The organism is Mesorhizobium sp. M7A.F.Ca.CA.001.04.2.1 (assembly GCF_003998485.1).
Classification (GTDB): Bacteria; Pseudomonadota; Alphaproteobacteria; order Rhizobiales; family Rhizobiaceae; genus Mesorhizobium; species Mesorhizobium ciceri.
The window spans coordinates 19311-33620 of sequence record NZ_RZQT01000023.1 but is presented as its reverse complement, the minus strand read 5'-3'; the positions used below and the strand labels follow the sequence as shown (position 1 = coordinate 33620).

The 14310-nt window shown below is 64.0% G+C and carries 12 protein-coding genes and 1 pseudogene; 3 read left to right on the top strand and 10 right to left on the bottom strand.

Annotation, left to right across the window (positions count from 1 at the left end):
- Positions 1 to 30 precede the first annotated feature (30 nt).
- On the top strand, positions 31 to 783 hold the full coding sequence (locus EN955_RS09990) for a sulfite exporter TauE/SafE family protein (protein WP_024504982.1): 753 nt from the start codon (positions 31 to 33) through the stop codon (positions 781 to 783).
- On the opposite strand, the gene trmD is transcribed toward EN955_RS09990, so the two are convergent.
- A complete protein-coding gene (gene trmD, locus EN955_RS09985; RefSeq protein WP_013528859.1) occupies positions 765 to 1466 on the bottom strand; it encodes a tRNA (guanosine(37)-N1)-methyltransferase TrmD in 702 nt (233 codons plus the stop codon). The two genes, EN955_RS09990 and trmD, sit on opposite strands and share 19 nt — an antisense overlap.
- On the bottom strand, positions 1463 to 2062 hold the full coding sequence (gene rimM, locus EN955_RS09980; protein ID WP_024504980.1) for a ribosome maturation factor RimM: 600 nt from the start codon (positions 2060 to 2062) through the stop codon (positions 1463 to 1465). The genes trmD and rimM overlap by 4 nt, the downstream gene beginning before the upstream one ends.
- A gap of 97 nt (positions 2063 to 2159) precedes the next feature.
- On the opposite strand from rimM, the gene EN955_RS09975 reads away from it, so the two are divergent.
- Together EN955_RS09975 and EN955_RS09970 are read left to right on the top strand one after the other, a co-directional pair.
- A complete protein-coding gene (locus tag EN955_RS09975) occupies positions 2160 to 3098 on the top strand; it encodes a tyrosine recombinase XerC (protein WP_024504979.1) in 939 nt (312 codons plus the stop codon).
- 230 nt (positions 3099 to 3328) lie between these two features.
- The gene (locus EN955_RS09970; protein WP_024504978.1) at positions 3329 to 4399 is read left to right on the top strand and encodes a TraB/GumN family protein; all 1071 of its coding nucleotides are present in this window, start codon (positions 3329 to 3331) and stop codon (positions 4397 to 4399) included.
- Positions 4400 to 4409: 10 nt separating this feature from the next.
- Here the strand turns inward: EN955_RS09970 and EN955_RS35965 are convergent, their stop codons facing one another.
- From EN955_RS35965 to EN955_RS09925, 8 genes and pseudogenes are all read right to left on the bottom strand, one after another.
- Positions 4410 to 4607, bottom strand: coding sequence for a DUF2867 domain-containing protein (locus tag EN955_RS35965; RefSeq protein WP_338101316.1), 198 nt, complete (start codon positions 4605 to 4607; stop codon positions 4410 to 4412).
- Between the two features lie 1124 nt (positions 4608 to 5731).
- Positions 5732 to 7147 (bottom strand): annotated as a pseudogene (gene lpdA, locus EN955_RS09955) (dihydrolipoyl dehydrogenase); the annotation flags it as partial.
- Positions 7148 to 7223: 76 nt separating this feature from the next.
- On the bottom strand, positions 7224 to 7979 hold the full coding sequence (locus EN955_RS09950; RefSeq protein ID WP_013528853.1) for an SDR family oxidoreductase: 756 nt from the start codon (positions 7977 to 7979) through the stop codon (positions 7224 to 7226).
- Entirely contained in the window at positions 7976 to 8494 is a 519-nt protein-coding gene (locus tag EN955_RS09945) for a hypothetical protein (protein WP_024504976.1), read from the bottom strand. Before EN955_RS09945 ends, EN955_RS09950 begins: the two co-directional genes overlap by 4 nt.
- Before the next feature lie 59 nt (positions 8495 to 8553).
- The gene (gene odhB / locus EN955_RS09940) at positions 8554 to 9828 is read right to left on the bottom strand and encodes a 2-oxoglutarate dehydrogenase complex dihydrolipoyllysine-residue succinyltransferase (RefSeq protein ID WP_013528851.1); all 1275 of its coding nucleotides are present in this window, start codon (positions 9826 to 9828) and stop codon (positions 8554 to 8556) included.
- A 47-nt stretch (positions 9829 to 9875) separates the two neighbouring features.
- Entirely contained in the window at positions 9876 to 12863 is a 2988-nt protein-coding gene (locus EN955_RS09935) for a 2-oxoglutarate dehydrogenase E1 component (protein ID WP_024504975.1), read from the bottom strand.
- A gap of 128 nt (positions 12864 to 12991) precedes the next feature.
- The gene (gene sucD / locus EN955_RS09930; protein WP_024504974.1) at positions 12992 to 13894 is read right to left on the bottom strand and encodes a succinate--CoA ligase subunit alpha; all 903 of its coding nucleotides are present in this window, start codon (positions 13892 to 13894) and stop codon (positions 12992 to 12994) included.
- A gap of 41 nt (positions 13895 to 13935) precedes the next feature.
- Positions 13936 to 14307, bottom strand: coding sequence for a cupin domain-containing protein (locus tag EN955_RS09925; protein WP_013528848.1), 372 nt, complete (start codon positions 14305 to 14307; stop codon positions 13936 to 13938).
- Between the last annotated feature and the right edge of the window lie 3 nt (positions 14308 to 14310).

Genomic DNA, 14310 nt, shown 5'->3' with positions numbered 1-14310 from the left:
AAATAACACAGTTTTGAGCGGCCGCAATTCATGTCTGTCTTCGATGCCATCCTGCTGTTTCTAGCGGGCTTTCTGTCAGGCGCCGCCAATGCGGTCGCCGGTGGCGGCACCTTCATCACCTTCGGCGCCATGACGTTGGTCGGCCTGCCGCCGATCGTTGCCAACGCCACCTCCTCGGTGACGCAATTTCCAGGCTACATCACCTCGACCCTCGCCTACTCGGCCGATATCAGGCACTTCTGGCGCGGCGCGCTGCTGCTGTGCCTGATCTCGGCCGTGGGTGCACTGGCCGGCGCGCTGATCCTTTTGGCGCTCGACAATCTCTCGTTTCGCGCTCTGGTGCCGTGGCTGCTGCTAGCCGCGACGGCCCTGTTCGCCGCCGGCCCCTGGCTGAAACCAGTGCCAAAGCCCGGCCATGAAGCGGCGGTGGGCTCGCTGGCCGGCTCGCTCGCACAATTTCTCACCGCCATCTATGGCGGCTTCTTCGGCGCCGGCATGGGCGTGATGATGCTGGCGACGCTCGGCCTCACCCAGGCCGGCGACTATCACCGGCTGAACGCGTTGAAGAACATGCTGGCCATGGTCATCGCCGCTGTCGCGATCGTCGTCTTCGTCTCGGGCGGCGTCGTCGCCTGGCCGCAGGCGATCATCATGATCCCGGGCGGCGCGCTCGGCGGCTATGCCGGCGTCTGGATCGCCAAGCGGGTGCCGCAAAACGCGGTGCGCGGCTTCGTCGTCGCCGTCGGCCTGTTTTTGGCCTTCTATTATTTTGCCAAGGGCTGAGCAGCGGCAAGCAGGTCCGGACGCCTCTCGGCTGTCAGTCTTTCTGACTCCGCCCGCCGCCAGGCGGCGATCTTCTTGTGATTGCCGGAAATCAGGACCTCGGGAATGTCACGGCCTTCGAACTCCTGCGGCCGCGTATAGTGCGGATGTTCGAGCAGGCCGTTTTCAAAACTCTCTTCCTCGCCCGACATCGCGTTGCCCATGACCCCGGGCAGCAGCCGCACCACCGCGTCGAGCAGCACAAGGGCGGCCGGCTCACCACCCGAGAGAATGAAATCGCCGATCGAGACTTCCTCCAATCCCCGCGCGTCGATCACCCGCTGGTCGACGCCTTCGAAGCGGCCGCACAGGATGACGGCGCCCGGCCCAGCGGCCAGCTCGCGCACACGCGCCTGGGTCAGCGGCTTGCCGCGCGGGCTCATCAGCAGCCGGGGCCGCGCATCGCCTTCCGGCGAAGCATGGTCGATGGCTTTCGCCAGCACGTCGGCGCGCATCACCATGCCGGCGCCGCCGCCGGCGGGCGTGTCGTCGACGGTGCGATGGCGGTCGGTGGCGAAGTCACGGATCTGGATCGTCTCCAGCGACCACGTCCCGGCCTCGAGCGCCCGGCCAGCCAACGACAGGCCGAGCGCGCCGGGAAACATCTCGGGGTAAAGCGTCAGCACCGAAGCGGAAAAACTCACCGGTTGCCCCCGGCATCGCTCGGTCCGCGCGGCCTGCCCTTCGGATCGAAGTCTTCCTCACGCGGACCACCGCCATCCTCGTCATCGACCAGCCCGGCTGCCGCCGGATCGACACGAACGAAACCTTCGGCGATCGACACTTGCGGTACGGCAGCCTGTGTGAACGGGATCAGCACGCCCTTGCGCCCGCCCAGCGTCACGTCGAGAATGTCGCCGCCGCCGAAATTGTGCACCGCGACCACCTTGCCAAGCACGGCACCCGTGTCGTCGCGGACTTCGAGGCCGACGAGGTCGGCATGGTAGAATTCGTCTTCCTCGCCATCGTCCGGCAGCATCGAACGGTCGACGAACAGCTCCGTGCCGGCCAGCGCCTCGGCCGCATTGCGGTCGGCAATGCCCTTGAAACGGACCACGACGACGGTGTTGGCGGGCCTGATGTCGACGATCTGGAAGGCGCGCCCGTCCCTGGCGTAGAGCGGCCCGTAATCGGCCAGCGCCAGCGGCTCGCCGGTGAAGGTCTTCACCCGCAATTCGCCCTTGATGCCATGGGCGGCGCCGATCACGGCCATCTGGACAGGGTTCTGGGGCTTGCTCATGGCGAAATATCCTTTGGCCTGCTCTAGCCCCACGCGGCTGTCATTTCAATGACGGGCTATTCACCGCTTCCTAACCCGAATATCGGAAAATGCCGCCATGCAGGAATTCCTCATCCCGGCCAAACCCGATCTCCAGGCGGCGCGCGAAAGCTGGCTGAAGATGCTGGCGCGAGAACGTCGGCTGTCGCCCGAGACGGTGGAAGCCTATGAGCGCGACACGCGTCAGTTCCTGCATTTCCTCACCGGCCATTGCGGCGGCTCGCCCGGCATTTCGGACATCGCCGATCTGCGCCCGGCGGATTTGCGCGGCTTCCTTGCGGCGCGGCGCAATGCCGGTGCCGGCGCCCGCACGCTGGGCCGGGGTCTCGCCGGCATCCGCTCGCTGCTGCGTTTCCTCGAGCGGCGCGGCCTCGCCAATGCGGCCGGTGCGGCGGCACTGCGCGCGCCGCGCCAGCCCAAATCGCTGCCCAAGCCGCTGACGGCGAGCGATGCCAAGCATATCGTTTCCATCGAAGGCCAACTGGCGGAGGAACCCTGGATCGCAGCCCGCAACGCCGCCGTGCTGACGCTGCTCTACGGCTCTGGCCTGCGCATTTCCGAGGCGCTCGGCCTGACCGGCGCCGATCTGGCGTCGGCGGCCGACACGGTGCTGCGCGTTGCCGGCAAGGGCGGCAAGACGCGCCTGGTGCCGGTGCTGCCGGTGGCGCTCAGGGCAATCGCCGAATATCGCCGGCTCTGCCCCTACCATCTCGACCCCAAGGGCCTGCTGTTCCGCGGCGCCCGCGGCGGCCCGCTCAACCCAGCCATCGTCCAGCGCGACATGGCCAAGCTGCGCTCGGCGCTCAACCTGCCCGATACCGCGACGCCGCATGCGCTGCGCCATTCCTTCGCCACGCATCTGCTCGGCCGCGGCGGTGATTTGCGCACCATCCAGGAACTGCTCGGCCACGCCAGCCTGTCGACGACGCAAATCTACACCGGCGTCGACACCGCGAGGCTGCTCGAGATTTATGAGCAGGCGCATCCCAGGGCGTGAACGCCAGTAACGTTCACCATTTGGCCGAAAGCCTCCCCAACGTCGTCGTCCCTGGGCGAAGCAGGAGCGAAGCTCCGTCGCGGAGACCTTGGGATGACGAAGAAATGGGCGTTTCCGCTAATCGTTGAAGCATGAGCCCCATCGACGTCAGTTGAGGGCGATAGCCAGTCCAAGACAATTTCTCAGCACAGGTTAACCGTTTTGCCGCTTTTCAGTCCTAGAAGAGGCCCATGAAATGCGTCATCGCCATCGCCGACCGTGCTGCTTCCGTGTCGCTGAAGCTGCTCGTCGCGCTCAATGTTCTGTTCTTCCTGTCGTTCCTCGCCGTGCTGCTGTTCGCGGCCGGCAAGGCGCATGCCGAAGTCCCGACCTGCACCGGTGCCGACATGCTGTCGGCCCTGCAGAAGAACGATCCGGCGACCTACCGCAAGATCGAAGCGGAAGCCGCCGCGACGCCGAACGGCAAGGGCCTGTTGTGGAAGCTGGAAAAGCCCGGCGAGAAGCCGTCCTTCCTGTTCGGCACCATGCATATGACCGACCCGCGCGTCACCACGCTGCCTCCCGAAGCGCAGAAAGCCTATGACGCCGCCGGCACCATCGTCATCGAAACCACCGACGTGCTCGACAAGCAGAAGATGATGGTAGCGATGCTAAAGGAGCCGGACCTGATGATGTTCACGGATTCGACGACGCTGGCGTCGCTGCTGTCGCCCGACGATGCGGCGGCCATGAACACCGCGCTCGACGCACGCGGCATTCCGCCGGCAACGGTTGCCAAGATGAAGCCGTGGATGCTCTCGGCCATGATGGCACTGCCGGCCTGCGAGCTGGCCCGTCAGTCAGGCGGCGCCCCGGTGCTCGATGTCAGGCTGGCGGAAGGCGCGAAGGCTTCCGGCAAGCCGGTGGAAGGATTGGAGACGGCTGAAGGCCAACTGCGCGCCATGGCCTCGCTGCCGCTGGCGTTTCACATGAAGGGCCTCGTCGACACGCTGAAGCTCGGCGACAAGGTCAACGACATCAACGAAACCATGATCGTGCTCTACCAGCGTGGCGACACCGGCATGTTCTGGCCGCTGTTTCGTGCCGCGATGCCGGACCAACAGGACGACCCCGCGGGCTATGCGGCGTTCGAGGAAACCATGATCACCAGCCGCAACAAGGTGATGGTCGAGCATGCCGAACCGATCCTTGCCAAAGGCAACGTCTTCATGGCGGTCGGCGCCCTCCACCTCCCCGGCCCCGAAGGCCTGGTCGAGGATTTCCGCAAGGCCGGTTACACCGTCACGCCTGTCGGACTTTAGTGACTTCAGCTTACTTCGCCAGGATCTGGGCCAGCATCGCCGGAACGACGATCCGGTGAAACGGCATGATGATCGCGAGATAGGCGCGCCCGAGCCAATTGTGCGTCTTGACGATCGTCGTCGCGGCCACCTCTTGCCGGCCGCTGCCAAGATCCCTGACTTCGACCAGGACACGGAAATCGAGATGCCGGTCGTCGAGGCCAAGCACAACCTTGCCGGGAAACTGGCTGGAAATATCCCGATCCGGCCCGACGGCAACACCGCAGTTTCCAGGCCCGTCTTCAGCCGGAACGGCCTGACGGCAAGATTGCGCAGCGCCATGAGCCTGCCGACCCAGGGCGGCGTTCGCCCCAGAGCGCGTTCGGCCGCGCCGAGTGCGGTTAAGGAAAGGCCTTCAGTGACCAGCACATAGCGGTCTGCGAACTGGGCTCTGGCAAGAGCATCGCAGTGATTCGGGACAAGCTGAGCTGACGAATTCGTCACGGCAAAACCCTCTGATTCGACCTTAACAGACGCAAACTTGGCGCGCTGCGTGGCGAAACGACGCCACTCCGGCTGCGGAAGGGCAGGATTGTCCTTGTTTTTGGCGTTTTCCAACCCTAGCGTGAAACCAGTTCAATGATTGCGCGTTGTATGGTGTTGATTGATATTTTTCATCCACGGAGGACACTTTTATGGCGAACACACCGAATCCAAACGACCCGTTCAATTCGTCCACCAACGCACCAAGGCCAAGTGGCGGCGGCGGTGGTAGCGGTTGGCTGATTGCACTGGTCGTCGTTATTCTGGCGGTTGTCGCGTATTATGTTTTCGGAAGAAGTGGTGAGCACCCGGCACCCGCCGAGCCGCCGGCGGCCAGCACACCGGCCCCAGCGCCTGCACCGGCGGAACCGATGAAGCCGGCTGAACCTGCGCCCGCGCCTGCTCCGGCACCTGCAGAACCGGCGCCGGCACCCGCGCCCGCACCGGCTCCTGCGCCGGCACCAGCCCCTGCGCCGGCACCTGCACCGGCCCAGTGATTGGCTCGATATCGGTTACGAACGGCCCGCTGAAAAGCGGGCCGTTTTGTTTTGTAGGGGCCGCCAGAAAGGCCTTTCCAGAAACTCGCTCCGGTGAGTCAGCTGGTGTGGTTTTCGAGAACCGGAGCGCAGCGGACATTGGGTCCGTGAGCAGCGCATGACCCCGAAGATCAGTCCGATTTTTTCGGAGAGGATCATGCGCCAATCAAAAAGGGTCACAGCATCCTTTGAGCGTCCAGGAGGGACGCGCGGCGCTGTGAAAGCGGAGAAAACCTCGCCAGATGGCCGCCGGAGTAGAGTTTATGAAAGGGCCTTAGATGTGGATCGGCTTGAAGAACGTCGCCAGCGCCGCCTCCTTGATCGCCTCCGACATCGTCGGATGCGCATGGCAGGTGCGGGCGAGATCCTCCGACGAACCGCCGAACTCCATCAGCACCGCCGCCTCGTGGATCATCTCGCCGGCGCCGAAGCCGACGATATGCATGCCGAGCACGCGGTCGCTTTGCCTGTCGGCGAGGATCTTCACAAAACCGTCCGTGTGCAGCATGGCGCGCGCCCGGCCATTGGCGCTGAACGGGAACTTTCCGATCTTGTAGTCGATGCCGGCCTTCTTCAATTCTTCCTCGGTCTTGCCGACCGAGGCGATTTCCGGGCTGGTGTAGACGACGCTCGGAATGACGTCATAGTTCACGTGGCCGGCCTGGCCGGCAATGGTTTCCGCTACCGCCACGCCCTCATCCTCGGCCTTGTGCGCCAGCATCGGCCCGGCGATGACATCGCCGATGGCATAGATGCCCGGGATATTGGTCTTGAGATGGCCATCGGTCTTGACCCGGCCGCGCTCGTCGACCTCGACGCCGGCTTCCCCGAGCCCGAGGCTGTCGGCATAGGCGCGGCGGCCGGTGGCGATCAGCACGGCATCGGCCTCGATGGTCTCGGCGGCGCCGCCCTTGACCGGCTCGAAGGTGACGGTCGCACCCTTCTTGGCCTTGGCGACGCCGGTGACCTTGGCGCCGAGCTTGAACTCGAAGCCCTGTTTGCCCAGCAACCGCTGGAATTGCTTGGAGACCTCGCCGTCCATGCCGCCCAGGATGGTGTCGAGGAATTCGACCACGGTGACCTTGGCGCCGAGCCGCGCCCACACCGAGCCGAGCTCGAGCCCGATGACACCGCCGCCGACCACCACCAGATGGCCGGGAACCTTATCCAGCGACAGCGCGCCGGTCGACGACACGATCACCTTCTCGTCGATGTCGACCTTGACGCCGGGAATGCCGGCGACATCCGAGCCGGTGGCGATGACGATGTTCTTGGTCTCGATCTCCTCGACCTTGCCGTCCTCGGAGGTGACCGACACCTTGCCGGCGGCGAGCACCTTGCCGGTGCCGCGGAAACTGTCGATCTTGTTCTTCTTGAACAGGAAGGCGACGCCGTTGACGTTCGACGACACCGTCGCATCCTTGTGCGCCATCATCTTCTTCAGGTTCAATTTCGGCGCCGATATCTCGACGCCGAGCGTGTCGAAGGAGTGGCCGGCCTCGGCGAACATCTCGGAGGCATGGAGCAGCGCCTTGGACGGGATGCAGCCGATGTTCAGGCAGGTGCCGCCGAAGGTCGCGTTCTTCTCGACCACCGCAACCCTGAGCCCGAGCTGCGCCGCCTTGATGGCGCAGACATAGCCGCCGGGTCCCGATCCGATGATAACGACGTCATAAGCCATGATACTGTCCTTCTGTTTTGAGCATGATGCCGAAAAGTGTGACGCGGTTTTCGGATAACATCATGCTCGATCTGCTTGAGAGCGCTCAGCGGCCGCCGCTTACATTCAGGATCGCGCCCGTCGTATAGGACGCGGCGTCGGAGAGAAGATAGAGAACCGCGCCCGCGACTTCATCCACTGTACCGGCTCTTTTCATCGGCAGCAGATCGCGGAACCGCTCCACCCGGTCCGGCTGCCCGCCGGAGGCGTGGATGTCCGTGTCGATGATGCCCGGCCGCACCGCATTGACGCGGATGCCTTCTAGCGCCACCTCACGGGCGAGCCCGACGGTGAAGGTGTCGATGGCGCCCTTGGAGGCGGCATAATCGACATATTCGCCCGGCGAGCCCAATGTCGCCGCGGCCGACGAGATGTTGACGATGGATCCGCCCGACCCGCCATGACGGGTCGACATGCGCTTCACCGCCTCGCGGGCGCAGAGGAACGAGCCGACGACATTGATGCGCATCATGCGCTCCAGCCGCGAAACATCCATCTCGTCGACGCGCGCCTTGACGTCGACGATGCCGGCATTGTTGACGAAGGCATCGAGCCGTCCATAGGCGCGGTCGACGGCCTCGAACATGGCCACGATATCGGACTCCTTGCCGACATCGCCCTTGACCGCGAAAGCCTCGCCGCCGGCGGCCTCGATCTCGGCGACCAGCGCCTTGGCGGCCTCCTGGTTCGAAGCGTAGTTGACCGCGACCCGGTAGCCGGCCTTCGATCCGAGCCGGCAGATCGCGGCGCCGATGCCGCGGCTGCCGCCGGTGACCAGCAGCACCTTTTGCGTCCCGCTCATTCCTGGCATCCCTTCAAGGCAAACACATCCCACGGCACTTTCGAAAATCCGCTGCCGCCATAGGCGCTGGATTGGCGCAACGCCGGCCCGAGGTCCGGCAGGATCAGCGTCTTCGGCGCTTCGACGCCTTCAGCCGGCAGCAGTCCGATGTTGCCCTTTTCATCCGCCGTGTAGATGACGCCGTGCCAGGGCGTGCAGGCGGCAAGCTCCTCGCCGGTGACGTCGCCCTCGGGGCATTTGTGCATCAGCGCGCCGTTCGGCCGCGATACGCCTTCATTCCACATGACGATGCCGTTGAGCACCACATCATTGTCGAGAATCATGCGGAAGGTGTTGGTGACGGTCGCCGAGGTGCCGGTCGGCGTGAAGTCGATCTCGCTGCCGCTCTGTGTATCGCCATAGACAGCGAGCTCGATCGGACAGGCGGCGTGAGCGCCGGCAGCGGCCAGCACCATGCCGGCCGCGATCGATGCGATCGAAAGCACCTTGGAAAGGCTAAGGGAACGGGTCGTCATTCTGCCGCGCAGATCCCTTCCTCCGGCACACATTCCAACAGCCGGATCAGCACCAGACCTCAGAGATCAAGCACCAGCCGTTCCGGATCCTCCAGGCTTTCCTTGACGCGGACCAGGAAGGTCACCGCTTCCTTGCCGTCGACGATGCGGTGATCGTAGCTGAGCGCCAGGTACATCATCGGCCGGATCACGATCTGGCCGCCCACCACGACCGGCCGGTCCTGGATCTTGTGCATGCCCAGAATGCCCGACTGCGGCGCGTTTAGGATCGGCGTCGACATCAGCGACCCGTAGACGCCACCGTTGGAAATCGTAAACGTGCCGCCCTGCATGTCGGCGACCGACAGCTTGCCGTCGCGCGCGGCGATGCCCAGCCGGCCGATGTCCTTCTCGATCTCGGCGATCGACATCTGGTCGGCATCGCGCACCACCGGCACGACGAGGCCCTTTTCAGTGCCGACGGCGACGCCGATATGGGCATAGTTCTTGAAGATGATATCGGTGCCGTCGATCTCGGCATTGACCGAGGGGATTTCCTTCAACGCGTGCGTGACGGCCTTGGTGAAGAAGCCCATGAAGCCGAGCTTCACGCCGTGCTTCTTCTCGAACACATCCTTGTATTTGGTGCGCAGGGCCATCACCGCTGACATGTCGACCTCGTTGAAGGTGGTCAGCATGGCTGCGGTCGACTGCGCTTCCTTGAGGCGGCGCGCGATGGTCTGGCGCAATTTGGTCATGCGCACGCGCTCCTCGCGCGATGCATCGTCGCCCGAGGACGGCGCCCGCACGGCAACCGGTGCCGGTGCTGCTTTCGGCGTCTCGGCCGGCTGCGACGGCGCGCCCTTGGAGATGGCGTCGAGCACGTCACCTTTCAGCACCTGGCCGCGCTTTCCCGAACCGGAGATCTGGTCGACCGAGAGATTGCTTTCGGCGATCAGTTTCGCCGCGGCCGGTGCCGGTGGCATGGTGCGCGGCTCGACCGGGCCGGCATCGCCGGCGATCTTGGCGGTCTCGGCCGCGGCCTGCTTGCCGGTCGATGCCGCATCCGGCGACGAGGCCTGCGACACCGCTTGCGGCTTCGTGGCGGGAGCCGCGCCGCCTGCCGAAATCGACCCCAGCAGCGCGCCGACACCGACCGTCTCGCCTTCCTTGACGGTGATCTCACCCAGCGTGCCGGCGGCGGCGGCAGGCACCTCCACCGTCACCTTGTCGGTCTCGAGCTCGACCAGCGGTTCATCGGCGGCGATTGTATCGCCAACCTTCTTGAACCATTTGCCGACGGTCGCTTCAGTGACGGATTCGCCGAGAGTGGGAACGCGGATTTCGGTAGCCATTGTGCCTGTCCGTTTTCTTTCGGTTCTGTTGTTCGCCCAGATCTTCTCTATTCACCAAGCGCGTCTTCGAGCAAGGCGGCGAGCTGGGCGAGATGCTTCGACATCAGTCCGGTCGCCGGCGAGGCGGCGGCCGGACGGCCGGTGTAGCGCACCCGCTGATGCTTGGCGTCGATATGCGCCAGCACCCATTCCAGATACGGGTCGATGAACGACCAGGCGCCCATGTTCTTGGGCTCCTCCTGGCACCACACCATCTCGGCATTGCGGAACCGCGACAGTTCGGTGATCAGTGCCTTGGCCGGGAACGGATAAAGCTGCTCGACGCGCAGCAGATAGATGTCGTTGATGCCGCGCTTTTCGCGCTCCTCATAGAGGTCGTAATAGACCTTGCCCGAACACAGCACGACGCGGCGGATCTTGGAATCCTTGACCAGCTTGATCGCTTGTCCGGAAAGCAGCTGCGCATCGTCCCACAGCAACCGGTGGAACGAGCTTTCGCCCGAAATTTCCGGCAGCGTCGACACCGCCCGCTTGTGGCGCAGCAGCGACTTCGGCGTCATCAGAATCAGCGGCTTGCGGAAGTCGCGCTTCAGCTGCCGGCGCAATATGTGGAAGTAGTTGGCCGGCGTGGTGCAGTTGGCGACTTGCATGTTGTCTTCGGCGCAAAGCTGCAGGAAGCGTTCGAGCCGGGCCGAGGAATGTTCCGGACCCTGGCCTTCATAGCCATGCGGCAACAGGCAGACGAGGCCCGACATTCTGAGCCACTTGCGTTCGCCTGACGAGATGAACTGGTCGAACACCACCTGGGCGCCGTTGGCGAAGTCGCCGAACTGCGCTTCCCACAAGGTCAGCGCCTTGGGCTCGGCCAGGCTATAGCCGTATTCGAAGCCCAGAACCGCCTCTTCCGACAGCATCGAGTTGATGACTTCATAGCCGGCCTGAGCCGCCGACAGATTGTTGAGCGGGATGTAGCGGGTCTCGTCGCGCTGGTCGTAGAGCACGGAATGGCGCTGCGAGAAGGTGCCGCGTTCGGAATCCTGCCCCGACAGGCGGATCGGATTGCCGTCGAGCAGGATGGCGCCGAAGGCCAGCGCCTCGGCCGTCGACCAGTCGATGCCTTCGCCGGACTCGATCGCCTGGCGGCGGTTTTCGAGGAAACGGATGATCGTCTTGTGCGCCTCGAAATCCTTCGGCACCTCGGTCAGCTTCTTGCCGATTTCCTTCAGCGTCTTGACCGGCACGGCGGTCTTGCCGCGCCTTTGTTCGTCCTGGTTGTCGGCGGTGCGCAGGCCCGACCAGGCGCCGTCGAGCCAGTCAGCCTTGTTGGGCTTGTAGTGCTGGCCGACTTCCCATTCGGATTCCAGATGCGCCCGCCAGTCGGCTTTCAACTGGTCGAGCTCGGCCTGGGTGAGGTGACCCTCGGCGATCAGCCGGTCGCCATAGATCTGCACCGTCGTCTTGTGGTTGCGGATGTTGCGGTACATGATCGGCTGGGTGAAGGCCGGTTCGTCGCCCTCATTGTGGCCGAAGCGGCGATAGCAGAACATATCGACCACAACAGGCTTGAAGAACTTCATGCGAAACTCGATCGCCACCTTGGTGGCGTGCACCACGGCTTCCGGGTCGTCGCCATTGACGTGGAAGATCGGTGCTTCGATCATCTTGGCGACGTCGGACGGATAGGGCGAGGAGCGCGAAAAGCGCGGGTTGGTGGTGAAACCAATCTGGTTGTTGATGATGAAATGCAGCGTGCCAGCGACGCGGTGGCCGCGCAGGCCGGACAGGCCGAGGATCTCGGCGATCACGCCCTGACCGGCGAAGGCGGCATCGCCATGCAGCAAGAGCGGCAGCACCTTGGCGCGCTCTTCCAGCGGCACGATTTCCTCGCGGCTGCGGCCGAACAGATAATCCTGCTTGGCGCGCGCCTTGCCCATCACCACCGGATCGACGATCTCCAGATGCGAGGGATTGGCGGTCAGGGACAGATGCACCTTGTTGCCGTCGAACTCGCGGTCCGACGAGGCGCCGAGATGGTACTTGACGTCGCCCGAGCCTTCGACCTCATCGGGTGCCGCAGAGCCGCCCTTGAACTCGTGGAAGATGGCGCGGTGCGGCTTGGCCATCACCTGGGAGAGCACGTTCAGCCGGCCGCGATGCGCCATGCCGAGCACGATTTCCTTCATGCCGAGTTGGCCGCCGCGCTTGACGATCTGCTCCAGCGCCGGGATCAGCGCCTCACTGCCATCGAGGCCGAAGCGCTTGGTGCCCTTGTACTTGACGTCGATGAACTGCTCGAAGCCTTCAGCCTCGACCAGCTTCTGCAGGATCGCCTTCTTGCCGGCGGCGGTGAAGGTGATCTCCTTGTCGGCACCCTCGATGCGCGCCTGGATCCAGGCCTTTTCCTCAGGGTCGGAAATATGCATGAACTCGACGCCGAGCGTGGAGCAATAGGTGCGGGTCAGGATTTCCAGCATCTGCCGGATGCTGCCGAATTCAAGCCCCAGCACATTGTCGAGGAAGATCGGCCGGTCGTAATCGGCTTCGGTGAAGCCGTAGTTTTCCGGCGACAGCTCGTTGTAGTCCTCGAGCGGCTTGGCGATGCCGAGCGGATCGAGATTGGCGTGCAGATGGCCGCGCATGCGGTAGGCGCGGATCATCATGATGGCGCGCACCGAATCGCGCGTCGCCTGGTGCACGTCGGCGTCGGACAGGACGACGCCATTGGTGACCGCCTTGTCCTTGACCTTCTTTTCGATCGTCTTCTCGACGATGCCCCAATTGCCGTCGAGCGCCGACACCAATTCGCCATTGGCCTGCAGCGGCCAGGAGGGCTTGGCCCAGGAGGCGCCCTTGGCGTTCCTGCGCACATCGCCGGAATCGTCCTTCAGCCCGGCGAAGAACTCCTGCCATTCGGGATTGACCGAGGCTGGATCGTCCTCATAGGCGGCATAAAGCGCGTCGATGTAATCGGCATTGCCGCCATAGAGGAAAGAGGTGAGAGAAAATTGGTCGTTGGCCTGATCTTGTCTTGCCATTTTTGTCCGCGGAGCCCGGCTCCGTCTCCTGTTTTTGGAGGGGAGTAGGGAAATAAGGGAATAGGGGAGTAGGGCTTTTTGCCGCTGCTATTTTCCCTACTGCCCTACTCCCTTACTCCCCTATTCCCTTACCCTTTGATCGCTTCGACCAAGGTCGTGCCCAGCCTTGCCGGCGACGGCGAAACTTTTATCCCGGCCGATTCCATTGCCGCGATCTTGTCTTCGGCGCCGCCCTTGCCGCCGGAGATGACCGCGCCGGCGTGGCCCATGGTGCGGCCGGCCGGCGCCGTGCGCCCGGCGATGAAGCCGGCCATCGGCTTCTTGCGGCCCCGCTTGGCTTCGTCCTTGAGGAACTGCGCGGCGTCTTCCTCGGCCGAACCGCCGATCTCGCCGATCATGATGATCGACTTGGTCTCCTCGTCGGCGAGGAACATCTCGAGCACGTCGATGAACTCGGTGCCTTTGACGGGGTCGCCGCCGATACCGACGGCGGTGGTCTGGCCGAGGCCGACATTGGTGGTCTGGAACACGGCCTCATAGGTAAGCGTTCCCGACCGCGAAACAACGCCGACCGAGCCCTTGCGGAAGATGTTTCCGGGCATGATGCCGATCTTGCATTCGTTGGGCGTCAGCACGCCCGGGCAGTTCGGGCCGATCAGCCGCGAGGTCGAACGGTCGAGCTTGGCCTTGACCCTGATCATGTCCATCACCGGTATGCCTTCGGTGATGCAGATGATCAGCGGGATCTCGGCCTCGATCGCTTCGAGGATGGCCTCGGCGGCACCCGCCGGCGGCACATAGACGACCGACGCGTTGGCACCGCTCTTTTCCTTGCCCTCGGCGACGGTGGCGAAGATCGGCAGGCTTTCGCCCTTCGCGCCGGTCCACGTCTCGCCACCCTTCTTGGGATGGATGCCGCCGACCATTTTCGTGCCGTGATAAGCCAGCGCCTGTTCGGTATGGAACGTGCCGGTCTTGCCGGTCAGGCCCTGCACCAGCACCTTGGTGTTCTTGTCGACGAGGATGGACATGGGAGCCCTTTTCTAAAAACCGTTGATCGAGGAAAACATGGTCAGAGCCGCTTCAAGTCGGCGACGGTGAGGTCGCTCTTGGCGTTGCCGGTGTTGAGCGTCGTTGCCGGCTCGAACATCAGCACCACGGGCTCAACGGTGAGCGAGCGCGGCCGGTGCTCGACGCCGCGCGGCACGACGATGAAATCGCCCTCGCCGAGTTCGACCGGGCCGTCGCGGAAATCGATGGCGATACGCCCACGCAGCACGAGGAAGGCTTCGTCCTCATTGTCATGCGCGTGCCAGTCGAAGACCTCGCCGAACTTGGCGACCTTCGCCTGGCTGTCGTTGACGTCGCCGGCGATATGCGGATCGAAGACCTTCTTGATCTTTTGATCCGCAGCCTCGACCAGGTTTATCTTATGCGGAGGCACCAG